At 67.0% G+C, this 21,625-nt stretch carries 25 protein-coding genes and 1 tRNA gene; 15 read left to right on the top strand and 11 right to left on the bottom strand.

Annotated elements, in window-relative coordinates:
• Positions 1–135: 135 nt before the first annotated feature.
• From ACYVK3_RS17510 to ACYVK3_RS17495, 4 genes are all read right to left on the bottom strand, one after another.
• Positions 136–1,548: an FAD-dependent monooxygenase family protein gene (locus tag ACYVK3_RS17510; protein ID WP_460498619.1), complete on the bottom strand. Its 1,413-nt coding sequence runs from the start codon at positions 1,546–1,548 to the stop codon at positions 136–138.
• Between the two features lie 225 nt (positions 1,549–1,773).
• Complete coding sequence (locus tag ACYVK3_RS17505; RefSeq protein WP_460498618.1) at positions 1,774–2,940, bottom strand: VLRF1 family aeRF1-type release factor; 1,167 nt, start codon at positions 2,938–2,940, stop codon at positions 1,774–1,776.
• Positions 2,941–3,023: 83 nt separating this feature from the next.
• Complete coding sequence (locus tag ACYVK3_RS17500) at positions 3,024–3,731, bottom strand: DsbA family oxidoreductase (RefSeq protein ID WP_460498617.1); 708 nt, start codon at positions 3,729–3,731, stop codon at positions 3,024–3,026.
• A 47-nt stretch (positions 3,732–3,778) separates the two neighbouring features.
• The gene (locus ACYVK3_RS17495) at positions 3,779–4,525 is read right to left on the bottom strand and encodes a class I SAM-dependent methyltransferase (protein ID WP_460498616.1); all 747 of its coding nucleotides are present in this window, start codon (positions 4,523–4,525) and stop codon (positions 3,779–3,781) included.
• Between the two features lie 93 nt (positions 4,526–4,618).
• On the opposite strand from ACYVK3_RS17495, the gene ACYVK3_RS17490 reads away from it, so the two are divergent.
• The 4 genes from ACYVK3_RS17490 to ACYVK3_RS17475 all read left to right on the top strand — a co-directional run bounded on the left by ACYVK3_RS17490 (position 4,619) and on the right by ACYVK3_RS17475 (position 6,652).
• Positions 4,619–4,693 (top strand) — tRNA-Val (locus ACYVK3_RS17490).
• A 130-nt stretch (positions 4,694–4,823) separates the two neighbouring features.
• Positions 4,824–5,570 carry a sensor histidine kinase gene (locus ACYVK3_RS17485; RefSeq protein WP_460498615.1) on the top strand — a complete coding sequence of 249 codons (747 nt, stop codon included), beginning with the start codon at positions 4,824–4,826 and terminating at the stop codon, positions 5,568–5,570.
• A complete protein-coding gene (locus tag ACYVK3_RS17480) occupies positions 5,567–6,229 on the top strand; it encodes a transcriptional regulator (protein WP_460498614.1) in 663 nt (220 codons plus the stop codon). The genes ACYVK3_RS17485 and ACYVK3_RS17480 overlap by 4 nt, the downstream gene beginning before the upstream one ends.
• Positions 6,230–6,466: 237 nt before the next feature.
• Positions 6,467–6,652 (top strand): sigma factor-like helix-turn-helix DNA-binding protein, encoded by a 186-nt coding sequence (locus ACYVK3_RS17475; protein ID WP_460498613.1) that lies wholly within the window; start codon positions 6,467–6,469, stop codon positions 6,650–6,652.
• A 382-nt stretch (positions 6,653–7,034) separates the two neighbouring features.
• On the opposite strand, the gene ACYVK3_RS17470 is transcribed toward ACYVK3_RS17475, so the two are convergent.
• The 4 genes from ACYVK3_RS17470 to ACYVK3_RS17455 form a co-directional block, all read right to left on the bottom strand.
• Positions 7,035–7,322 (bottom strand): hypothetical protein, encoded by a 288-nt coding sequence (locus ACYVK3_RS17470; RefSeq protein ID WP_460498612.1) that lies wholly within the window; start codon positions 7,320–7,322, stop codon positions 7,035–7,037.
• A gap of 8 nt (positions 7,323–7,330) precedes the next feature.
• The gene (locus ACYVK3_RS17465) at positions 7,331–8,320 is read right to left on the bottom strand and encodes an aldo/keto reductase (RefSeq protein ID WP_460498611.1); all 990 of its coding nucleotides are present in this window, start codon (positions 8,318–8,320) and stop codon (positions 7,331–7,333) included.
• A 160-nt stretch (positions 8,321–8,480) separates the two neighbouring features.
• Positions 8,481–8,783, bottom strand: a complete 303-nt coding sequence (locus ACYVK3_RS17460; RefSeq protein WP_460498610.1) for a hypothetical protein — start codon at positions 8,781–8,783, stop codon at positions 8,481–8,483.
• Between the two features lie 268 nt (positions 8,784–9,051).
• Complete coding sequence (locus tag ACYVK3_RS17455; protein ID WP_460498609.1) at positions 9,052–9,639, bottom strand: TetR/AcrR family transcriptional regulator; 588 nt, start codon at positions 9,637–9,639, stop codon at positions 9,052–9,054.
• A 134-nt stretch (positions 9,640–9,773) separates the two neighbouring features.
• Here ACYVK3_RS17455 and ACYVK3_RS17450 point away from each other — a divergent pair, with 134 nt between their 5' ends.
• From ACYVK3_RS17450 to ACYVK3_RS17410, 9 genes are all read left to right on the top strand, one after another.
• A complete protein-coding gene (locus ACYVK3_RS17450) occupies positions 9,774–10,262 on the top strand; it encodes an SDR family oxidoreductase (protein ID WP_460498608.1) in 489 nt (162 codons plus the stop codon).
• 61 nt (positions 10,263–10,323) lie between these two features.
• Positions 10,324–11,394: an aldo/keto reductase gene (locus ACYVK3_RS17445; RefSeq protein ID WP_460498731.1), complete on the top strand. Its 1,071-nt coding sequence runs from the start codon at positions 10,324–10,326 to the stop codon at positions 11,392–11,394.
• 69 nt (positions 11,395–11,463) lie between these two features.
• A complete protein-coding gene (locus ACYVK3_RS17440) occupies positions 11,464–12,210 on the top strand; it encodes an SDR family oxidoreductase (protein WP_460498607.1) in 747 nt (248 codons plus the stop codon).
• Positions 12,211–12,431: 221 nt separating this feature from the next.
• A complete protein-coding gene (locus ACYVK3_RS17435; protein ID WP_460498730.1) occupies positions 12,432–12,719 on the top strand; it encodes a transposase in 288 nt (95 codons plus the stop codon).
• Between the two features lie 582 nt (positions 12,720–13,301).
• Positions 13,302–14,246: a P-loop NTPase family protein gene (locus ACYVK3_RS17430; protein WP_460498606.1), complete on the top strand. Its 945-nt coding sequence runs from the start codon at positions 13,302–13,304 to the stop codon at positions 14,244–14,246.
• Positions 14,243–15,079 (top strand): ABC transporter permease, encoded by an 837-nt coding sequence (locus ACYVK3_RS17425; protein WP_460498605.1) that lies wholly within the window; start codon positions 14,243–14,245, stop codon positions 15,077–15,079. The genes ACYVK3_RS17430 and ACYVK3_RS17425 overlap by 4 nt, the downstream gene beginning before the upstream one ends.
• 53 nt (positions 15,080–15,132) lie before the next feature.
• On the top strand, positions 15,133–16,335 hold the full coding sequence (locus ACYVK3_RS17420) for a sensor histidine kinase (RefSeq protein ID WP_460498604.1): 1,203 nt from the start codon (positions 15,133–15,135) through the stop codon (positions 16,333–16,335).
• Positions 16,332–17,006, top strand: a complete 675-nt coding sequence (locus ACYVK3_RS17415) for a transcriptional regulator (RefSeq protein ID WP_460498603.1) — start codon at positions 16,332–16,334, stop codon at positions 17,004–17,006. The genes ACYVK3_RS17420 and ACYVK3_RS17415 overlap by 4 nt, the downstream gene beginning before the upstream one ends.
• A gap of 141 nt (positions 17,007–17,147) precedes the next feature.
• Positions 17,148–17,549 (top strand): hypothetical protein, encoded by a 402-nt coding sequence (locus tag ACYVK3_RS17410; RefSeq protein ID WP_460498602.1) that lies wholly within the window; start codon positions 17,148–17,150, stop codon positions 17,547–17,549.
• A gap of 12 nt (positions 17,550–17,561) precedes the next feature.
• On the opposite strand, the gene ACYVK3_RS17405 is transcribed toward ACYVK3_RS17410, so the two are convergent.
• The gene (locus tag ACYVK3_RS17405; RefSeq protein ID WP_460498601.1) at positions 17,562–17,690 is read right to left on the bottom strand and encodes a hypothetical protein; all 129 of its coding nucleotides are present in this window, start codon (positions 17,688–17,690) and stop codon (positions 17,562–17,564) included.
• Between the two features lie 176 nt (positions 17,691–17,866).
• On the opposite strand from ACYVK3_RS17405, the gene ACYVK3_RS17400 reads away from it, so the two are divergent.
• Positions 17,867–18,124 carry a transposase gene (locus ACYVK3_RS17400; protein WP_460498600.1) on the top strand — a complete coding sequence of 86 codons (258 nt, stop codon included), beginning with the start codon at positions 17,867–17,869 and terminating at the stop codon, positions 18,122–18,124.
• A 433-nt stretch (positions 18,125–18,557) separates the two neighbouring features.
• Here ACYVK3_RS17400 and ACYVK3_RS17395 read toward each other — a convergent pair whose 3' ends face one another.
• Both ACYVK3_RS17395 and ACYVK3_RS17390 read right to left on the bottom strand, forming a co-directional pair.
• Positions 18,558–19,700, bottom strand: coding sequence for an amidohydrolase family protein (locus tag ACYVK3_RS17395; protein WP_460498599.1), 1,143 nt, complete (start codon positions 19,698–19,700; stop codon positions 18,558–18,560).
• 205 nt (positions 19,701–19,905) lie between these two features.
• Complete coding sequence (locus ACYVK3_RS17390; protein ID WP_460498598.1) at positions 19,906–20,160, bottom strand: glycosyltransferase; 255 nt, start codon at positions 20,158–20,160, stop codon at positions 19,906–19,908.
• Positions 20,161–21,296: 1,136 nt separating this feature from the next.
• Between ACYVK3_RS17390 and ACYVK3_RS17385 the strand changes: the two genes are divergently transcribed.
• Positions 21,297–21,461, top strand: coding sequence for a hypothetical protein (locus tag ACYVK3_RS17385; protein WP_460498597.1), 165 nt, complete (start codon positions 21,297–21,299; stop codon positions 21,459–21,461).
• Positions 21,462–21,625 lie beyond the last annotated feature (164 nt).

The following is a 21,625-nucleotide window of genomic DNA, read 5'->3' as shown; positions in this document are numbered from 1 at the left end:
GTACAGAGAAAGTTCACGACAAAAGAGACGATTGAGCAAGCCTCACATCATGAACGTCCCGCGAACACCGGCTGTCGCGCAAGGCAACTACACGATCAGTGCTCGCATTTCCCGGTCTCAGGCGCTTCCGTCCTGTCAGGAGCGGCCCGCGTGGGCGTCGAGGTAGGCGGCGATCGCGTCGGGGTCGTCGTCGCCGGCCCAACCGATATAGCCGTCGGGCCGGACCACACGAGTGACGCCGTCGGGTTCGGCGGTGGCGGCGATCGCGGCGCGATCGTCGTCGGCGGCGCTGTCGAGGACGACGAAGGCGCCGCCGCGCAGGCGTTCGTACAGGCGCGTGCCGTCCTGGAGTTCGACGTCCTCGGCGCGGTGGCCGACGAGGCGGTGGTCGCCGTGGGAACGCCCGTAGTGGATGCCGATGCCGCTGATCATGCCCATGGCACGGTGCGCGATCGGCTTGACGCGCAGGGCGACGCCGGCGAGGTTGGTCCCGACGGTCCGCTTCAGCCGGGAGCGGGTGGCCGCGAGGCGGATGAGGGCGCCGCTGGTGGCGAGGACCTCTTCGCCGACCGGGTGGCGCTCGGCGTTGTAGGTGTCGAGCAGTTCGGCGGGCGCGCCGTTGAGAACGGCCACGAGCTTCCAGCTCAGATTGGCGGCGTCCTGGAGGCCGGTGTTCATGCCCTGACCGCCCGCCGGGGAGTGGCAATGGGCCGCATCGCCTGCGAGGAAGACGTTGCCGTCGCGATAGGAGGGGACCTGGCGCTCGTCGGAGTGGAAGCGGGAGATCCAGCGCGGGTCGTGCATGCCGAAGTCGGTGCCGAAGGTGCGCTTGGCGGCCTCAGAGATCTCCTCGAGGTCGACCGGTTCGTCGTCGGACTTCTGGTCGGCGCTGTTCCAGGCGAAGATCCGCCAGTACTCGTCGCCGAAGCCGGCGATGAAGCAGAAGGTTCCCAGGCCCCCCTGGACGACCGGGTTGTCCTCGGGCGGATCGGTGAACTTGACGTCCGCGAGCATGATCGACCGCAGGACGGCCTCGCCGGGGTAGGGCATGCCGATGGCCTGCCTGACGGCGCTGCCGACCCCGTCCGCGCCCACCAGGTAGCGCCCCGCGAAGTCGCCGGCTCCGGTGTGGGCGGTGACGCCGTCGTCGCTCTGGTCGATGCCGGTCACCTCGGCGTCGTAGACGATGCGCGCTCCGCCGTTGAGCGCGCGCTCGCGCAGGACTTCCTCCACGTTGTACTGCGGGGTCACCAGGAGGTAGTTGAAGCGGCTGTCGAGTTCGGACAGGTGCAGGTGGGCGTGGTCGAACAGGCGCAGGCGGCCGAGCTTGGAGCCGCCGAGGGCGAGCAGGTCGTCGGTGATGCCGCGTGCGTCGAGCATCTCCATGGTGCGGGCGTGGACCCCGAAGGCGCGCGAGAGGTTCGACAGCTCGGCGCCGCGCTTCTCGAGGATGACGACTTCGACGCCCGCTTCGGCGAGGTCGCCGGCGAGCAGGAGGCCGGTGGGCCCGGCGCCGACGACGATGACTGTTGCCTGCCGGTTCGACATGACCGTCTCCCTTGAGGTGGTGGCCGCACATCACAATTCATCATGTGATGAATTAACGGTAGCATCCACCGGGACACACGGGAAGGCCTTGGCGCACGGGAGGTCGGATGACGCCGGACACAGGGCGGAGAAACAGATCAGGGCCGCGGGAGGTGAGAAACCCGCGGCCCTAAGCGAACTGCCGATATTAGGTTAGCATAGCCTAACTATGAGATCCAGCGACTCCTACCAGCGCAGGAACGCGCCGACGCCGCCCGCCTTCTCCGGCAGGTGCACGCCGTCGCTGAGGATCGACACCGAGGCGTCGGTGCCGATCGCCATCTCGATCATCTGCTCCCCCAGCCGCGCTTCGGAGACGGCGGTGGCGATGTCCGGGTCGTCCGGGACGATCCCGTCGGCGAGCACCGCTCCGGCCGGGATGCGCTCGCCGCTCCACACCGAGTCGCGCTCGAGCAGCAGCCGGTCGACCCGGCCGTTCTGAAGCGCGTCCGTCACCGCCTCGAAACCGAACGCGGCCTTCGGCGGGGCTTCGGCGAAGTCGGCGGCGAGCCGCTCGTCGTGGCGGCGGCGGGCCTCGGCCATCTCGGGCGCCAGCGCTTGCTGGATCTGCGCCGGGGTGGCGTGGCTGAGCACGAGCTGCGTGGGCACCACCTCGGTCTTCAGCGAGTTGTCGAGCGACTTCGAGGCCGCCTCGACCAGCTCGGGCTCGCCGGTGACGACGAGGTATTCCCAGCCGAAGGTGGCCACGTGCGTCTCCAGCGTGGTGTGCGCGGCGGCGAGGAACCGGGCGAGGTGCTCGCCGATGCGGAAATCGAACAGGTCGCGCTGCGAGGAGGAGGACTGGCCCTCCTTCTTGCCCCAGGCGCTCTTCTGGGGAGCGGGTCCGGCCAGTTCGCGCCATTCCTCGGTGGCGAGCTCGAAGGCGAGTACGGAGATCTCCTCGCAAAGGCCGAAGCGCGAGTCGAGGATGCGCATGCCCTGGCCGTCGACGACGGCGATCCCCGCAGGCGAGCCTTCCGACCAGGCGGCGTACATGGGGGCGATGTGCGAGCGGGGCGCGAGCGCGACCCGGTCGGTCAGGGGCGTCTGCATCTGGACGTCGAACGTCTCGCCGTTGCTCAACGGGATGAACAGTGCCCGTCCGATCCCCGGCGATCCGGGCCGGATGAGCTGCTCGATCTCCAGTTCCAGCTCGTGGAGTCGTCGGTCCAGCGCTGACCGGGTGGGTCCCTCGACCGTCTCGAGGAGCTGTTTGACGCCCTTCTCGAGACGGGTCTTCCAGGGCGGTTGCGACCCCTCCTGCTTGGGGTCGGCGTTGACGTAGAGCGAGAGCACGCCGGTGTCATCGCGCAGGTTGATCAGACGCAGTTGTGTCTCGCGGTCCATCGGCATGGTGTCCTCCTCGTTGGTGAGCGGGATTCGCCCCAGGATATTCCGGGAGCAGACCTCACGTGAACGATTCGGCCAGTCGGTGACTAAACGGCGCAACCGTCCGGACCGCATGCCCCCGAACCCTCGGTGCCGACGACGTTCGTCAGCTTGGGTTGCCTTTCGGCCCAAGCCTTGTCGAGGACCTGTGTGAAGACCTCGGTGGGCTGGGCGCCGGAGATCCCGTACTTGCCGTCGACGACGAAGAACGGGACGCCGGTGGCGCCGATGCCGGCGGCCTCGGCCTCATCTGCACGGACGGCGTCGCGGTAGCGCTCGGGGTCGTCGAGGACGGCGGTGACGTCCTCATCGGCGAGCCCGGCGGAGACGGCGACGGCGACAATGCGCTCACGGGTGAACAACGAAGCCTCGTCGGCGAAGTTGGCGGTGTAGAAGGCCTGCCAGGCCTCGGAGGCGAGATCGCGCTCGGCGGCCAGATGCAGCAGCCGGTGAATGTCGAAGGTGCCGGCGACCTCTCGGCCCTCGGCCTGGTAGTCGAGGCCTTCGGCGGCGGCGAGTTCGCGCAGGCGTTGCTCGCCTTCCCGGGCCTGCTCGAGGCTCGTGCCGTACTTCTCGGCGAGCATCGCGGTGACCTGGGTGGTCTCCTCGGGGCCGCGGCGGGGGTCGAGCTCGAAGGAGCGGAGACGGACCTCGACTTCCGGGCCGTGGGCAAACTGCTCGATCGCCTTGTCGAACCGGGCCTTGCCGACGTAGCACCAGGGGCAGACGATGTCGGACCAAATATCAACGCGCATGGAAGCTGCAACGACACCCGAAAGCCCGGAATTCCGTGAGCACCGACTCACCGCACGGCGATGAGCCGCCGCATCGGCACGGGGACCTCCGCCCCGGCGCGCCTCCATGCCCGCAGCCACCGCCGAGCCGCCCGAAGGCGGCGCCGGGAGACACCGGGCAAATACATCGACGCCAAGAACGCGTCCACATCCGCACGCTCGGCGAACCGGTAGCCGAAACGCCGCCGCTGGTCGCTGACGAGCGTGAGCCCGGCGCGGGCGAACAACCGGGAGGGCTCGCGCAGCGAGGCCGCGTTCGGATACTCGGGCGAACGCCCGAGCGCCCCGACCATCCCCGACAGCAGCGGCCAATCCCGCAATCGAACCGGCCCGGTCACGGGAACCAAGGCGACCAGCCGTCCACCGGGCCGCAACACCCTCGCCGTCTCCCCCACCGCGGCGTCAATGCCCTCGATGACCTGCAAGGCCATGGAGCACACCACGGTGCCGGCGGAGGCTCCCGCCAGCGGCAGGGCCTCGGCCCGAGCCAGCGCCACGGCCGCACCGCGCTCCCGAGCGACCCGGAGCTCGGCCTCCGAGGAGTCGAAGCCCAAATACTCCAGCTCGCCGACCAAGTTCCTGAGCGGCGCGCTCCCGCAGGCGACATCGACCACCGGGCCGTCCCCCACGCCGCCGGCCAGCCACTCGTACGGACTCTGACCGCTGTCGCTCGACCGGCCGAGCACGCGCTCAGTGATCCCGGGCCGCCGCTCATGGAAACGCCCCAGATAGCCCGACCAGTCACTCCCCACCATCCAGCCAGGCTACGACCCCCGGCCCTGGACTCGCGCCCAAGTCCGCGTTCAGGTACCCTTTTTCAGGCTCGGTGCGCCCGTTCGGCGTGCCCAGGGTGCTTAGCTCAGCGGTAGAGCGCTGCCCTTACAAGGCAGATGTCACTGGTTCGAACCCAGTAGCGCCCACCAGCCAAAACGGCCCGCGACGTGAATCCGTCGCGGGCCGTTTGTCGCCATATCCGGGGCCAAAGGTGGTGTAATTCTGTCCCGAGAAAGTCCTCTCCGAACACTTCGTCAAGTAGTCGCCGGCAGCGTCGTCATGCCGTGGGCACTGGGTCGCTGGGCCCTAGAGCGCGCTGCCCGGCGTGAACGCGAGCGGATGGCAAGCGCCGAACGCGGACGCAGCGAAGAGCGCGTGCGAATCGCGCACGGGATGCACGATTCGCTCGGCCACCACCTCAGTCTCGCGGCCCTGCAAGCGGGTGCCCTGGAGATGGCGCCAGGGCTAGACGACGCGCACCGGGCTGCGGCTCAGGACCTGCGTGGGGCCATCGCGAAGGCCTCCGACCGATTGGAGGAGATCATCGGCATCCTCGATGCCGATGCCGATCCGTCGCCGACGAGCCCGGTCAACGAGAGCATCGATGACCTCATCGCCCGCGCCCGCTCGGCGGGCATGGACGTTCATCTGCACACCCGCGGGCGGCCCGCCGCGCTGCCGCCGCTCATCGACCGGGCGGCCCACCGCGTGGTGCAGGAGGCGCTCACCAACGCCGCGAAACACGCCCCCGGTGCGGCGGTGAGCCTGGACCTCGAGTACCGCGCAGGGGAAATCGCCATCAGCGTGCGCAACGACCGCTCGCCCGGATCGGTGGACTCGACGCGGCCGAGTTCGAGCGGACGCGGTCTGATCGGACTGCACGAGCGGGTGCGCCTGGCTGGCGGCACCTTCCGAGTCGGCGCCGGCGAGGAAGGCCGATTCAGCGTCGAGGCCCGCCTGCCGATGGACGCCGAACCGTCCGGCACTGGCCGTTCGACGGCCTCCACTTCGGGCAGGTTCGTATGATCAGCGTGCTCCTGGCCGACGATGATGCGCTCACCAGGGCGGGCATCCGGGCGATTCTGACCACCGAACCCGGGATCGCGATCGTCGCCGAGGCCGCTGACGGGCAGCAGGCCGTCGCGCTGGCGCAGCGGCACCGGCCCCGGGTCGCGGTCCTGGACATTCGCATGCCGCGGCTCGACGGCATCAGTGCGGCCAAAGAGATCCGGCGGACCATGCCGGATACGGCGGTCATCATGCTGACCACGTTCGGTCAGGACGCGTACATAGCCGACGCGATCGCCGTCGGGTCGAGTGGATTCCTCCTCAAGACCGGCGGCCCCCGGGACATCATCGCGGGCGTCCGCGCCGCGGCCGACGGTGCCGCCTTCCTCTCGCCGAAGGTCGCCCACCGGATCATCAGCCACATGAACAGCAGCCGGCTGGCCCGCGGACCGGCCGCGCGCAGCAGCATCGGCGACCTCACCGAGCGCGAGCGCGAGGTCCTGAGCCTCGTTGGCTCGGGTGCCTCCAACGCGCAGATCGCCGCCGACCTCCATCTCACCGAAGGCACCGTCAAAGGACACGTCAGCATGATCCTCAGTAAGCTGGGCCTGGCCAACCGCGTGCAGGCCGCGATCCTCGCCTACGATGCCGGGCTGGTCGACCACCTCCGCGAGTAGCACCGGGAGTGTCAGGCAGTTCTTTGGCGAACTTCGGAGTGCAGGGCGACCGTCACATCTCGGGATCCACATACATCGATTCGTTGTGGAGGTACTGCACGCTTATGCGAACCCAACCCGCAGGTAGATGCCGCACTAGATCGCCTCGCGGAGCCTGCCGAGCCCTGGATCTCGGAGTCAGGGCCCTCATGGGAGCCGCGTTCCGACTGCGATCCTGCCCTTGACGATGCGCCGCCGGTGCCGCCGCGCCCGCTCAATCGGCGGCTCACGACTGAACAGCGTGAAGCTATTGTCATGGCGTACAACCACGGCGTGCCGCAGAAGACCCTCGCTGTCCAGTATGGCATCGGAGACCGAAGTGTCAAGCGCTTGATCGCGAACGCCCGGAAGTCAGGGATGCGGCTCCGGACTCGAGCGATCTGACCTGAACGGAGCGGGTGCCTTGACAGGAGCGAGGACGTAATTCGAACCCGTTCACTCATCGCACAGTCTATTGTCCAGGTCGAGCTGCCATGCGCCACCAGCCAAGGTAACTTACGTTGACCTCTGTTCTTGATCGGGACGGAAACCTCCATGTCCATTGCGCCCGTCGCGCGGTCGAACACGTGGTAGGTGAGGTGATCGTCGTCGTCGGTGTAATCCATTTCGACGGCGTGGATCTTCGTCTCCGAGAACGTCCAGATCGAGGCCGTGTCGCCGCCGGTCTGGCGCGTAAGCCCGGTGTCGAAGACGACCTCGGTTTCGCCGGTGCCCACCGTTGTCGAGAAGGCGCGGATCGCGGTCACGGTGTCGGCGGGCGGCGTGGTCATGACTGCCTCCAGGCGAGGACGGACCGAAATCCAGGGCATAAGCAAAGTCGTCTCGGTTGATAGGTCGGTTCGATGACGGCGAGCCCGAGAATTTCCAGCGGCAGTGTGTAGGGGTGGTTCGCGATACGGTCGCCCAGCGCGGTGATGCCTTGACCGCCAATGGCTTTCAGGTTCGCGATAGTGACGTTGCGCAAGCTCGCGAGGTGCTGCGGGGCGAAGCCCGACCGCGGGAGGGAAGGCGCGCGGCTCCACTTCGACAGCGACGCCGCGCGCTTCTGCGACATTGCGATCGTCAGAATGTAGCCGCCAGGAGCTTCGCGACCTCCTCGACCTGAGCGGCGGTGAGCGGCCCCTTCTCTAGGGCCCCTGCGTTCTCCTCGACCTGGGCGGTGGTGCGGCAGCCGGGGATCGGGACGGTGGCGTCGCTGACCGCCCACAGCCACCCGAGCGCGCCCTGGGCTAGGGTACGGTCGCCGCTGGAGAGGACGTCGCGGACGGCCTCGAACCGGGCCAGGTACTCGGGGGCGGGCCGGCCGTCCTCGAACAGGGTCTTCTCGCCGCCGCTGCCGCGGATGTCGTCGGGGCCGAGCTTGGTCTCGGCGGTGTACTTGCCGGTGAGCAGGCCCATCGCCAGCGGGCCGCGGTTGATGCAGGCCAGGCTCAGCCGCTCGCAGACCTCGACGACGTCGGTCTTGCCGCCCTTCATGACCGAGAAGTCGTGCTGGACGGCGGTGCAGTGCTCGCCGCCGTTTCCCCACGCCTCGGCGCGGTCGGGGAAGTCGGTGCTCCACCCGTAGGCGCGGATCTTGCCCGCTTCGACCAGGGCTTCGAGCGTGTCGAGCTGCTCTGCGGCACTGTCGACGGGGTGGTCGTTGAGGTGGAACTGGTAGAGGTCGATGTAGTCGGTGCCGAGTCGGCGCAGGGACGCCTCTACCGCTTCGCGGAGGTATCGGGGTCCATGACCGGGCCCGGTGAGGACTTTGGTGTCCTCCTCGAACCGGTTGCCCCACTTGGTCGCGATGACGACCTGGTCCCGGCGGCCCTCCAGGGCCCTGCCCAGGACGCGCTCGCTGTGTCCGGCGCCGTAGACATCGGCGGTGTCGAAGAAGGTGACGCCGAGGTCCAGCGCGCGGCGGACGGCGCGGACCGACTCCTCGTCGTCCACCGCGCCCCAGCCGAGGGCGGTCCCCTCCGGGTTGAAGAACGGACCGCCGATGGCCCAGCAGCCCATGCCGAGCCCGCTGATTTCGATGCCGCTTCTGCCGAGTGTTCGTGTCATCATGCCCTCGACGCTAGAACCTGGAGTGCACTCCAGGCCAAATCCTGTTTCAGGTTTTCTTCGCTGCGAGGGCCGGCCGCCATGCGACCACAGCGTCGATCGACACGGTCGTGGAGACTCGCGCTGGCCGCTGAAGCTTCGAAGCTCGGCCTCGATGCTGCTTCTACGAGCAACCCGCACAGGCCCCGATCGCCGCCAGTACGGCGGGCAGCTGCGAAGGGCTGGTGATCGCGTCGGCGACCAGTCGTGCCGCGCGGGCGATCGCGGGTCCGGCCGCGGTCAGGCCCCGCCATGCATCGGTCAAGAAGTCGCGTTGCACCGAGAGCGGCGCGTTCGAGCCCGCCGGGTGCTCGGGGAGCCGCTGAACCTGCGCACGAGCTTCGACGGCCGCCTGCTCCTCGGGTGAACAGTCGCAGGTGTGATCACCGCACCGCTGGACGGCAGCCGCGGCGGGTGGTGCGAGCATGCGTAGCACCGCCCTGTTCCCGGCGGCTCGCTGAGTCGAACCAGGTCTGCAGCCGTGCGGACCTGCCCACGCGGGCCGTGTCCAGCGGCGGCGCCGACTGCGCCGGCGGGATGGCGAGCAGTGGTCCGCTGGGATGACCGCGGGGCCCGACGGTCCAGCATCCCCGACCCCTCCCGCCTGGCTCGCCCTGCCTCGATCGTGCCCGATACGGCTGTGAGGAGCTTTGCCCGCAAGGGCAGAAGATCGGGCATCGCATCGGGCATTCGGGTCAGTTCGACCTGAGGCCGTCGACGACGACGTCCAGCATGCGCCTCAGCTGGGGGCGCTGCTCGGGGGCGCCGGCTACCGAGAGCAGACCGGCGAGGATGCCGCCCACGACGACAGGTTCGATGTCGCCGCGGAGTTCTCCTGCCGCGGCGCCGGCCTCGAGCAACATCGCCAAGATCTGCTGGACCTCGTCGCAGACCGGTCCGGTGCCGAAGCGGCCGGAAGCGCTCATGGCGACCAGGGCTTCGCAGATGCCACGCCGTTCGCTGGCCCAGTCCGCGAATCGGAGCGTCCACGCGTGGAGGGCCTGCGCGGGCGGCTCGGCGACCAGCAGGATACGCGCGTCTTCGCGCAGGGGGCGGATCTGGTCGCGGTAGACCTCTTCGACCAGATCCTCTCGGGTGGGGAAGTGCCGGTACAAGGTGGCATTCCCCACCCCTGCGCGTTTGGCGATCGCGTCCAGTGAGATCGCGCGTCCGGATGCGAAGGCTTCGGTGGCCGTGACTATCAGCTTCTCGCGGTTGCGCTGCGCGTCGGCGCGCAGACCGTTGCGCTGAGTGTCGTGCCGAGTACTAGGTGGAGGTGCCATGGCCCTTTCGATCGTGAGTGACGGACAAGACTAGGGGGAGAATTGGGGACCTCCCCGATTAAGTGTACCGTGAGACAAGCGGGGACCTCCCCGCTAAGTTCGACTCGCACTTCCTCAGCCACGAAAGGGCTGCCATGCCTACAGCACTCATCACCGGTGGGACGACCGGGATCGGCAGAGCGACAGCCGAGCTCCTGCACGCGCGCGGCTACCAGGTCGCGGTCACCGGACAGAATCCCGATTCACTCGCATGGGCCCAGTCCGAGCTCCCCGACGATGTGCTCGTCCTCCGGTCCGATGCGCGCGTACTCTCCGACACCGACGCTTTGATGTCGGCGGTGTCGGAGAGGTTCGGGTCACTGGACGTGCTCTTCCTCAACGCCGGGATCTTCCGGCCCGCACCGATTACCGAAATCACCGAGGAATCGTTCGACCAGCACGCCGACCTCAACTTCAAGGGTCAGTACTTCACCCTCCAAAGGGCTCTTCCTCTCATGAACGACGGCGGCTCGGTCGTGCTGACCGTGGGCATCGAAGTCGTCGCGTTCCTCGCCTCGGACGCCGCTGGCTACATCACCGGCCAGGACGTCACCGTGGCCGGCGGCTACGGACTCGGCGCCTGACGTGCCCGTCACCGGCCCGCACTTCCCGACCGACACGAACAACAACCCTCAGGAGAACACGATGGCACGCTCTCTCGACACCTATCGGCTTCTGGGCCGCTCCGGACTCCGGGTCTCGCCGCTGGCGCTGGGCGCCGCGACCTTCGGCACCGAGTGGGGCTGGGGCGCCGAGCGAGAGGAGGCGCGCAAGCTCTTCAATCGCTACACCGAGCTCGGCGGCAACTTCTTCGACACCGCCAGCACCTACACCAACGGCACCTCCGAGCGGCTGCTGGGCGAGTTCACCCGCGGCAACCGCGACAAGATGGTGCTGGCGACGAAGTACTCAACGCTGCGTCAGGCCGACGACCCCAATTCTGGCGGTACGCACCGCAAGAGCATGCTGGCGTCAGTGGAAGCCAGTCTGCGGCAGCTGAACACGGACTACATCGATCTGCTCTATGTGAACGTATGGGACTTCAGGACGCCGGTGGAGGAGATCCTGCGAGGCCTGGACGACCTGGTGAGGCAGGGCAAGGTTCTGTACGTGGGGATTTCCAGCGCCCCGGCCTGGCAGGTGTCGCGCATGCAGGCGATCGCCGACATGCGCGGCTGGGCACCGCTGGTCGCGCTGGAGATCGAGTACAGCCTGATCGAACGAACCGGGGAACGCGACCTGATCCCGATGGCACGCGAGATGGGACTCGGCGTCGTCTCCTTCTCCCCGCTGGGCGGCGGGCTACTCACCGGCAAGTACAACCGACAGGACCAGAACCCGGCCGACCCAGTCGCCGGCGAAGCCGCCGGCAACCGCAAGAGCCTCAACGCCGCCCTGGGATGGGTCACCGACCGTAACCTCTCTATCGCCGACGTGGTGAAGGAGGTGGCCTCGGAGCTGGGCCGCACACCCGCCCAGGTCGCACTGGCCTGGGCCCTGAACGCCCCGGGCGTGACGGCGCCCATCATCGGCGCCCGCACCATCGCGCAGCTGAGGGACAACCTGGGCGCCCTGGAGGTCGACCTCACGCCTTCCCATCTCGCCCGCCTCTCCGAGGTCAGCGCCATCGACCTCGGCAATCCGCACAGCCTGCTCGCCAGCGACCACATCCGCACGGTCACCTCAGGCAACCTGAAGATCGAGACCCGAAGCTGATGCACTGCATGGAAAGCCGCATCCGTATGTATCGACAAGTTTTTCGCGTTGGATTGGAGCAGTCTCAGCATGGGTGAGTACGGCGACAAGAATGTGGTGATCACGGGAGGCAGCAGCGGCATGGGGCTCGCCCTCGCGGAGATGCTGGCGCGCGACGGAGCTCGCGTGGTCATCACGGGCCGCTCTCAGGCCAAGCTCGACGCAGCGCAGGAGCGACTCGGCCGGAATGCCGTGACCGTCCAGGCAGATGCGGCCTCACTGTCTGACCTGGATATGCTCACCGACCGTGTGAAGACCGAGCTCGGCTCGATCGAGGCCCTGTTCGTCAACGCCGGCATCTCACCGCTCACGCCCCTCGAGTCGACGACCGAGGAGATGTATGACGAGCTGTTCGCGATCAACGTCAAGGGCGCCTTCTTCACCGTGCAGAAGCTCGCCCCGCTGCTGAGCGCGAACGCCGGCGTCGTCCTCACCACATCGATCGCCAACGTCATCGGCATGGCGGACTCCAGCGTCTACGCGGCCGGCAAGGCGGCGCTTCGCTCCATGGCCCGTACCTTCTCCCGCGAGCTGCTCCCGAGGGGAATCCGCGTCAACGCCATCAGCCCGGGCCCCATCGACTCAGGGATCCTGAAGACGATGAACTTGTCCAAGGAGGCCGAAGAGGAGTTCAGGGCGGAGCGGACCGCGAGCAATCCCATGAAGCGCTATGGCACCGTCAACGAGTTCGCCAGGGCGGCAGCATTTCTCGCCTTCGATGCCACCTACACCACCGGCATCGAACTGGCCGTGGACGGCGGCGAAACCCAACTCTGAGCTCGCAACCGCCACCTGGGCATAGAACCCGCCACCACGACGAGCCCAGAGGTCATCGGACCGCACACGGTCGCGTCAACCTGACCAACGGCCAGGCCACGCAGGGCGTCCGGCTGGACTTCCCAATCCGAACGCCCTGCGTGGGTCCAGCGGTTCCCGCAAAATAATCTGATGCGCATGAAAATAGTGACCCTCAGGTCCGGACCGCCAAATCCCGCGGGCTGCGCCTGCTGCCCTCACAGACCTGGGCGGTCAACGAGTCCTGGATCCTGGCCGCGAACATCGCCGCAGACCTCGACGCCTGGACCAAACTGCTCGGCCTGCGCGACCAGCCTGCTCTCGCCGATGCTGAGATCGACACGATGCGACACCGCCTCTACGCCCTCCCCGCCCGGCTCGCCCGCTACGCACGAAAGCGCACCCTGCGCCTCGCGAAGGACTGGCCGTGGGCCAAAGCCTTCACCCGGTGCTGGCACCGGATCGGCGCGATCACCCCGACACCGACCTGACCGGCACCCCGGCCCCATCGACCCGCCGCCGAGAGGAGCAGTAACGGCCGCCACCAGGCAAGCGAGACCGCCTGGCGCTACCAGGGGAGCACCCTGGCCCGGCACCACCCGACACGGCGAGGGACAAACCGGGAGAACCCAGGCCGACACTCAAACCACACAGGACACTGACGAATCGAGGCTAGACACACGCGTTTTCGCACGTGAACGGGAACCTTTCCTCATCGGGTTCCATCAAGGACGTTGCGCCGCAGAATAACTGAGGTTAGACGGTTGTGAGTTGGGGTTCGTAGTCAACCGGCACCTGGATCTTCTAACGCCGAGCCTACCGGCCCGGCGATCAGGGTGTCCCCACCAAGGGGGAAGCTTCAGTGAGCAGCAGTACCTGGAGCTGATGGGTCGACGCGTCGCCGAGGGGAAGCATGTCGGATCGGAAGGGCCGTTCCCACACCGCCCTGTAACCGAGCTCGCGCCTACTGCGGGCGCAGTAGGCGCGATTGCCTGCGCAGAGACGACGACGGGCGCAGTTGCGATGCGGATGGTGGGAGGTGCACAGCCATCCGTGCAAGGAGCACCAACGAGATGATCGAGGTCATCAACCTCACGAAACACTACGGCTCACATACCGCCGTCGATGGCTTGAGCTTTACCGTCAGACCCGGTGTGGTCACGGGTTTCGTCGGCCCCAACGGAGCGGGGAAGTCGACGATGATGCGCATGATCCTCGGGCTCGACAGGCCCACCGCGGGGCGGTCGCTGGTGAACGGCAGACCTTTCGAGAAGCACCGAGCACCGCTGCGCGAGATCGGGGCGCCGCTCGACGCGAAGGGCACCCACCCGGCCCGCTCTGCCCGCGATCACCTGTCGGCACTCGCCGCCACCACAGGCATCTCGAAGCGCCGTGTCGCCGAGGTGCTCGACCTCGTGGGTTTGAGCGAGGTGGCCGATCGCCGCTGCGGCGGCTTCTCACTCGGGATGGGACAACGCCTCGGCATCGCGTCCGCCCTACTCGGCGATCCGTGTACGGTGATGCTGGACGAGCCGGTGAACGGCCTCGACCCGGAGGGAATCCTATGGATCCGCAAGCTGCTCAAGTCGCTGGCAGACGAGGGACGCACGGTTCTCGTGTCCTCGCACCTGATGAGTGAGAAGGCGCTCACGGCCGAGCACTTCATCATCGTCGGGCGGGGACGATTGATCGCCGACATGTCGGGCTCCGATCTCACCGCGATGACCGATCCGGCCAGCGTCCGCGTCCGGTCGCCGCACGCCAGCCAGCTTCGTGGTCTGCTCGCCGGCGACGCGACCGACATCGTGATCCGCGGCCACGACCTATGCGACGTCGTCGGCTTGGATGCGGACGAGATCGGTGCTCGAGCGCGGTCGGCGAACTCGCAGCTCCAGGAGCTGACACCCGCACGAGCGTCGTTGGAGGACATCTTCGTCGATCTCACCAAGGAAGTCGTGGACTACCACGGGGCCACCGATTCCACCAACAGCACGCGCAAACCGGAGAACCCGCGATGAGCACCACCAACACGACACTGGTCTCACCAGCCGAATCGCCGCGAGCCGACGACCTTTGGGCCTCCGACACCACCCTTCCTCGGGTCATCCGACCGGAGTGGATGAAGTTGCGATCGGTCCGCTCGAGGATCGTCACGCTGGGCCTGACCGCCTGCGCCGTCATCGCCACCGGTGTGTTGGTGTCGATGCTCGGCGACGGCGCCCCCATAACCGCCGAAGACGAGACGATCTACGACCCCGCGGGCAACAGCTTGTTCGGGGCGACGATCGCCCAGCTCGTGCTCGGCGTCCTGGGCGCGTTGGTCATCACGTCGGAGTACTCGACGGGTCTGATCCGCACGACGCTCACTGCAGTGCCCCGGCGGCTGCCAGTGTTGTGGGCCAAGGTGACCGTCCTCGCCGCTGCTGCGTTCGCCACGATGGTGGCATCGCTATCGGTGGCGTTCTTCGTCGGACAGGCCGTCTATAGCGGTGGCGGGCCGTCGGCGTCGCTGTCCGACCCAGGTGTGCTCGGAGCCCTGCTCGCGGCGGCGCTGTTCCCGACCATGATCGCAGTGATGGGTGTTGCCTTCGGCGCGTTGATGCGGCACACCGCGACAGCGATCGGCATCCTGGTCGCGACCTTGTTCGTCCTGCCCACGCTGTTCGAAACGCTGGGCGGGGTGTGGGGCCGTGCCTCCGAGTACCTCCCGGGCGAAGCGGGAAAGGCGATGATTACTGTCGTCAGGGAGTCGGGCGATATGTCACCGGGCACTGCTCTGCTCGTGCTGATCGGCTGGATCGGGGCTCTGCTCGCCGCAGGGACGATCGCCCTCAAGCGCCGGGACGCGTGAGGATCGCCGACCTGCGATGTGGCCCCAACGCACAGTTCGTACAGGTGTCTGCCTTGTCTAACCTTTCGGGTATCGATCGCTCGTGGCCAGCACTGCGCCCTATCGTCGTCGATCTGGCGATCGCCGCCACCGTCTGCGCTGGAGCCCTGATCTTCGAGGTGTTCGACGCGGGCGACGTTGGCGCCAGCCTCGATGCCGTCGACTTCGTAACGAGCGCTGGCGCGGCGGCGCTGATCCTGTTGCGCCGGCGTGCTCCGCTGCCGGTGTTGGTGGTCGCTGTGATCGCCGCCGTGTGGTCGCTGATCCCGGACGATGACCACGGTGTACTGGGGGTCGCAGCGATCGTCGCTCTGTACACCGTGGCGTCGACGTCGGGCCGTAGGACCGCCTGGATGGCCGGCGCGGCGACGGCAGCTGCGCTGTCCGTGACGGCGGCGATCACATCACCGGGCCCGTGGTACGACGGCGAGAACCTGGAGCTGATCGCCTGGGCCGGCCTCGCCACCGCGGCAGGCGACGCCATGAGGAGCAGGCGCGCATACAATCTGGCACGGCAGGAGAGAGCGACAGCCCTTCAAGATCGCGCCGAACGCGCAGAATTTGCGCTCGAGGAGGAGGCCAGGCGGCAAGTGATCGAGGAGCGCATGCGCATCGCTCGCGAGCTGCACGACGTCGTGGCTCACCACATCGCCGTGATCAACGTCCAAGCTGGGGTCGCCGCACACCTCCTACGGGACGACCCGACCAGTGCGCAGGAAGCGCTCACGCATGTCCGTCGCGGAGCCGCAAGTGTGCTCGACGAGCTGAGCAGCATCCTCAGCGTGATCCGTCGGTCCGACGAAGCGACCTCGAATACAGACCCTCTCCCCACCCTCGACGACCTGCAACGCCTCATCGACGACTTCGCCAAGGTCGGCCTCGAGATCGAATGGCACACCGCCGGCGCGCGCAGACCGGTGGCGCCGGCGATCGGCCTCGCCGCCTACCGGATCATCCAGGAATCCCTGACCAACGCCCATCGCTACGGCTGCCATCATCGAGCCACCCTGCGACTCACCTACGAGCGCGATGCGCTGCGCATCGAGATCCTCAACGACATCGACACCGCCCGACCCATTGGAACGCGACGAGGACACGGCATTGTCGGCATGCGAGAGAGGGCCGCCGCCGCCGGTGGCACGATCGAGATCGGGCCGACCGCAGGCGGCCGGTTCCGCGTCCATGCCACCCTCCGCACCGAACAGGCCGAACCATGACGATCCGTGTGCTGCTCGCCGACGACCAAGCGCTCATTCGTGCGGGCTTCAAGGCCCTGATCGACTCCGCCCCCGATCTCACCGTCGTCGCCGAAGCGGCAACCGGCGCCGAGGCCGTGAGGCAAGCCCGGTCGAGCCGCGCTGACATCGTGCTGATGGACATCCGCATGCCCGACATGGACGGCATCTCGGCGACACGAGCGATCACCACAGACGACGACATGGCCGGTGTCCGTGTCGTCATCCTCACCACCTTCGAGATCGACGACCTCGTGATCAGCGCCGTCCAGGCCGGAGCCAGCGGGTTCCTCGGCAAAGGCGTCGACTCCGCTGAACTCCTCGACGCGATCCGCATCGTCGCCTCCGGTGAGGCACTGCTCTCCCCGCGAGCGACGAGCGGTCTGCTGGCCCAGCTCCGCCACCACGAGCGGCCCCTCCCGACGACTGAATCCGAACGGTTCAACAGCCTCACCGCACGCGAGCGCGAACTCACGACGCTCGTTGCCACTGGACTCAGCAACGACGACATCGCCGAACGCCTCTACCTCTCACCGCTCACCGTCAAGACCCACGTCAACCGGGCCATGATGAAACTCGGGGCGCGCGACCGCGCCCAACTCGTGGTCCTCGCCTACGAAGGTGGGCTCATCCAACCCGGCCAGCAACCCTGACCCTCGCGGAACAGATAGCCAACCTCAGTTATGCTGCGGCCCAACGTCCTTGATGGAACCCGATGAGGAAAGGTGCCCGTTCACCTGCGAAAATGCGTGTGCTTAGTACACAAGAACGCGGGTTGAAGGAGCACCTTTCAGGTGAATCGTCTCGGGTGGGATCGCGGCCTGGACGTGGCCGCTGGCGGTAAGGGCCTGGTCGGTCATGCGGGAGCGGTGCTGTTGGCATGGTGCGCCAACACCCTCGAATGCCTGCATATGGCCCTGCGGCCGGGCAACGCCGGCGCGAACGACGCGGCCGACCACCTCACGGTGTTCACCGCCGCCCTCGCACAGCTCCCGGCCACCATGCGGCGCCGGATCCTGGTCCGGATCGACGGGGCCGGGGCCAGCGGGGCGCTGCTGGAACACTTCAGCTCGCTGAACACCAGGTGGCGGCGGGTCCTATTACACGGTCGGCTGGGCGATGCGCTCCGCCGAGGAGGCCGCGAGCGCCTCGCTGCCCGAGTCCGCCTGGGCCGAGGCGGTCCACACCGGCGGTGAGGTCGAGCACGGCTACTGGGTCGCCGAGCTCACCGCCCTGGCCGCCAAGCCCGGCTGGCCCGCAGGGATGCGGCTGATCGCCCGCCGCGTGCGGCCCTCCAGGTGGCAGATCAAGAACATGACCGACTTCGAACGATCCACCGGCTGGGTCTACTCGGTGCAGGCCACCAACATCGGCCACACCGGCATCGGACGGCTCGCCGGGACCGGCACCGTCCAGGTCCTGGACGTCCTGCACCGAGGCCACGCCGTGGTCGAAGACCGCGTCCGGCAAGCGAAAGCCTGCGACCTAGCTCCTACCCTCCCAGTCCTGGGCCGTGAACGAGGGCTGGATGCTGGCCGCGAACATACCCGCCGACCTCGACACCTGGCTCAGACTCCTGGGCCTGCACGACCAAACCGACCTCTCAGGCGCCGAGATCCACACGATGCGACACCGCCTCTACGCCATTCCCAGGCGCCTTGCCCGCCACGCCCGCAGGCGCACCCTCCGCCTCGCTGCCGACTGGCCCTGGGCCACAGCGTTCGCTTTGTGCTGGGAGCGCATCGGCACTCTTGCGCCGGACCCGACCTGACCGAAACCCCCGCCCCCGCCGACCCGCCGCCGAAAGGAGGAACCGCGGCCGCTACCAGGCGAGTGACACCCCTGGCGCCCAACCGGAACGAGACCCCGGCCCGGCACCACCTCACACGGTCGAGGACAAACCGGGAGAACCCAGACCGCCATTCAGACCACAATAGGCGAAGACGAATCGAGGTTAATACTCGTTCGTCGTCTTGCTCTTGGTGCTCCGTTTTAATCAGGAGTTGGATCCTCGGGCGAACCCGGTGCGGTTCAGGGTCACATCATGTCTTCAATGGGTACTGCTTCGGATTTGTATGACGGCACGTTCGTGCGCTGAATGCGCGTGGCTTTGGCTGTACCTTCACGGTACAGCCAAAGTCACTGCTGTTGCGCCCGCCGTTGACACGAGAACAAGCTGGATACCTCGGTCCGGCCCCGATGCGTCAGACCTTTATGCCGAACAGTTTCTCGGCATTGCGGAATGCGATCTTTTCCTTGTCTTCACGCGGAAGATCGACTGCTCGGAACCAGTCGGTCCCTTCTTTGATGCCTGCGAAGGGATAGTCGGTTGCGAACATCACTCGATCCACACTGATGTATTTCAGCAAGAGATGGAGCAGCTCATCCTGGAAGAACGCGCTGGTTGTGAACCAGAAGTTGTCCTGGAAGTACTGCTCAAAGGGCTTCTCGAGCGAGTTTTCGGTCGGCTCGCCCATGTCTCCGGCGATCCGCTCGTAGTAGAACGGAAGGCCTTCGCCCATGTGGCCGATGATGATCTTCAGATTGGGGAATCTGTCGAAAACCCCGTACGCGATCATCCGGATGCATTGGGTCAGCACCTCCTGGTGCCAGCCATATCCCGACCCACTGAAAATGTAGTCTTGGTACTCGTCCGTGTATTCCGACCGCGTCGTGCTGTAGTAGATCTGGAAGATCTCGTCAGCCGGATAGCCGGGATGCAGGTAGATCGGCACATCGAGAGCTTCGGCACGCGCCAGAACGGTCTCAAATTCGGGATGATCGAGGTATTTCTTCCCGATGTGTCCGTTGGTCAGTGCGCCCAAGAAACCGTCTTCCCGAACCGAGCGTTCCAGTTCGTCCGCAGCCGCCTCCGGGCTCTGCAAGGGCAAGGTTGCGAAGGCCTGGAAGCGGCCCGGATAACTGGCCATTGGCCCTTCTACAAGCTGTCGGTTGAGACTATAGGCAAGGTCGATGCCCTCTTGCCCCGGGACATTCTGTACAGACGGCGTATGCGCAGAGAGGATTTGAACGTTGAGGCCCCCCTCGTCCATATCACCGATGCGGCGCTCGCCTAGATCCGAAAGACCTATTTCCTCAAGGAACGCTATGTGATCCTCGTTGATGGAGTTCAGCATCAACAACTCGGGAGTCGTAAAGGTCTCCTCCGTACCGATAAATGGCAGGTCTTGGTCACGAAGCGAGATGTCCGGGTCCTTTTGGTCGTCGGCGCATGACGCGAGTGCCGTCGCGGACAATCCAACGCCAGCGCCGAGTGCAGCCGCGCGAGTGACAAAACTGCGGCGTCCCATCAACAGTTGCGCGGGGCCTTGTTCGATCGGTTTCATGTCTGTGTGTGCTCCTTTGTTGTGTTGTGTAGTGAGCGTCGGCAAGTTCGTGGAACAGGCCGGGGAGTTCGTCCTCGAGAGTCATGACAGTCCCGTGCGGATCTTGGCGAGTGCGCGGGCGTGGCGCGACTTGACCGTCCCGGGGCGACGACCGAGATGGGCGGCGATCCACTCGACGGGCCAGCGACACCAGCCAACCAGGTCATCAGCGGCCAAACCAGGGCCTCAACCCGCCGAGCATCGAGTGCAACGCCACAACCGTCGGGACACCGTGGTGGCTCACCGCCGATGCGACCAAGTAGGCGAGCGGCGTGGCGATCCCGGTGTGGACGTGGACGACATCGCACGACCCCGCGAGCACCGCACGTCGCGCAGCGCGAATCGCTGACGGCGACCAACTCGCGAACGTGCCACCCGAGCGGCTCGCGACGTCGAGCGGTAGATCGTTGCCTCTCGACACGCCCGCCACCGGTTATCACGTCAACCTCGAAGCCGAACTCCCGCTGCGCCCGTGCCAGGTCGCACACGTGTCGTTCGATTCCTCCGAGCCGCGGCAGGTAGAAGTCGGTGACATAGGTTACTCGGACCGTCGCCGACCGCGGACTCGACACCGATCGCCGAGGTGCCCAGTTCGGTGCTGGAAGGACGAGCGGGGGGGTCACGCCCGGCACCTTCGTGAGGCCGTCAGCTCCTGCGGCCACAGCCGCCCGGACGACGCGAGGCCGAGGCGTCCCATTGCCGAGTTCGAAGCCGCTACTGCTGCGATCGGCGATCTCGTCTACACCGTCGAGGCCGAGCACCTCGCCGACAACGGGTTTGACGCTGAAGCTCGAGTCATCGACGGCGGCGTGTCTGCCGTAGTAGTTCGCAAGGTTGGTGGCTTCGATCATCTTCGTTGTCCTGCGTCTAGGGGTGGTTGTGCACGTCCCATCATCCGCATCACGCCTGCGCTTGTCGTCGTCTCTGCGCAGGCGATCGCAGCTACTGCACCTGCAGTAGGCGACAGCTCGTCAACGACGATCACACCGGTCACCCGCTCCACGCACACTCACCGCGACGACCGGCGAAAGGTACGTGCAGCACCGTTGCGCCATCGCAACCCCTATGTCGATTGCGGGGTCTATGCCGCCGGAACCCTCGTCATCACGGCGTCGCGCCAGCGCATCTGCGTCACGGCTTCGACGACTTGCTGCGCCGATGCGCATCCTCACGACCGACTGACGTCGCGGCGGGCCGCTGGCCGACGGGCGTGTTCATCCGCGTCGGTCGGAACAGGCAGCCAGGTCGGCCGACAAGGGCAGCGCATTGATTATTTCGGGGTGCAGTGGCCCCATTTCCAGGACGGATTGGCTCCACTTCTGGCGCTTGGCCGGGGACCCCTGGAGATACGCGTCGGAGACCAATGCAGACGATCGGGGTAATGCCCGTCTCCGTCGCGGCCCAGCTTAACCTCGATTCGTCAGTGTCCTGTGTGGTTTGAGTGTCGGCCTGGGTCCTCCCGGTTTGTCCCTTGCCGTGTCGGGTGGTGCCGGGGGCGGTCGACCACGGCCAGGCGGTGAGGTTGGCCCAGCGCGAGGTTTGAAGGGGGTTCATCTGGTGGTCACTCTCCCGATAGGAGATGAAGAGCCGGGCCGAACCCCCAAGCAGACCGTCTCCGGGGCGCAGCGCTTCATTATCGGCGAGGCGGACGAGGAACTGAACCACTTCGCCGACGAGGAGGTCCGAGTCTTGCTCGCCCGGTACGGGGTGGGCCACGCCTGACCTCGGTCAACCCAAGAACTCCCTACGGCACCGGCCGACTCGTTGATCAGCAGGCCGCCAGCGCGGCCAGGGCCGTCGTCTCGGCAAGGAGGCCGCCGGCCCCTATCGTGTCGCCGCCGGCGCCCAGGCGGCGGCGCCAGCAGCGGGAGGCGAGCATCGGGGGG

This window comes from Glycomyces tarimensis, assembly GCF_054776215.1.
The sequence above is the reverse complement of the archived record's forward strand: the minus strand, read 5'-3'. Positions and strand labels throughout refer to the sequence as shown.

Excerpts from the sequence above, each read along its gene's own strand:
- ACYVK3_RS17510 (WP_460498619.1), bottom strand. The coding sequence starts at position 1,548 with ATGTCGAACCGGCAGGCAACAGTCATCGTCGTCGGCGCCGGGCCCACC.
- ACYVK3_RS17505 (WP_460498618.1), bottom strand. The coding sequence starts at position 2,940 with ATGCCGATGGACCGCGAGACACAACTGCGTCTGATCAACCTGCGCGAT.
- ACYVK3_RS17500 (WP_460498617.1), bottom strand. The coding sequence starts at position 3,731 with ATGCGCGTTGATATTTGGTCCGACATCGTCTGCCCCTGGTGCTACGTC.
- ACYVK3_RS17495 (WP_460498616.1), bottom strand. The coding sequence starts at position 4,525 with ATGGTGGGGAGTGACTGGTCGGGCTATCTGGGGCGTTTCCATGAGCGG.
- ACYVK3_RS17485 (WP_460498615.1), top strand. The coding sequence starts at position 4,824 with ATGCCGTGGGCACTGGGTCGCTGGGCCCTAGAGCGCGCTGCCCGGCGT.
- ACYVK3_RS17480 (WP_460498614.1), top strand. The coding sequence starts at position 5,567 with ATGATCAGCGTGCTCCTGGCCGACGATGATGCGCTCACCAGGGCGGGC.
- ACYVK3_RS17470 (WP_460498612.1), bottom strand. The coding sequence starts at position 7,322 with ATGTCGCAGAAGCGCGCGGCGTCGCTGTCGAAGTGGAGCCGCGCGCCT.
- ACYVK3_RS17465 (WP_460498611.1), bottom strand. The coding sequence starts at position 8,320 with ATGATGACACGAACACTCGGCAGAAGCGGCATCGAAATCAGCGGGCTC.
- ACYVK3_RS17460 (WP_460498610.1), bottom strand. The coding sequence starts at position 8,783 with ATGCTCGCACCACCCGCCGCGGCTGCCGTCCAGCGGTGCGGTGATCAC.
- ACYVK3_RS17455 (WP_460498609.1), bottom strand. The coding sequence starts at position 9,639 with ATGGCACCTCCACCTAGTACTCGGCACGACACTCAGCGCAACGGTCTG.
- ACYVK3_RS17450 (WP_460498608.1), top strand. The coding sequence starts at position 9,774 with ATGCCTACAGCACTCATCACCGGTGGGACGACCGGGATCGGCAGAGCG.
- ACYVK3_RS17445 (WP_460498731.1), top strand. The coding sequence starts at position 10,324 with ATGGCACGCTCTCTCGACACCTATCGGCTTCTGGGCCGCTCCGGACTC.
- ACYVK3_RS17440 (WP_460498607.1), top strand. The coding sequence starts at position 11,464 with ATGGGTGAGTACGGCGACAAGAATGTGGTGATCACGGGAGGCAGCAGC.
- ACYVK3_RS17430 (WP_460498606.1), top strand. The coding sequence starts at position 13,302 with ATGATCGAGGTCATCAACCTCACGAAACACTACGGCTCACATACCGCC.
- ACYVK3_RS17425 (WP_460498605.1), top strand. The coding sequence starts at position 14,243 with ATGAGCACCACCAACACGACACTGGTCTCACCAGCCGAATCGCCGCGA.
- ACYVK3_RS17415 (WP_460498603.1), top strand. The coding sequence starts at position 16,332 with ATGACGATCCGTGTGCTGCTCGCCGACGACCAAGCGCTCATTCGTGCG.
- ACYVK3_RS17395 (WP_460498599.1), bottom strand. The coding sequence starts at position 19,700 with ATGAAACCGATCGAACAAGGCCCCGCGCAACTGTTGATGGGACGCCGC.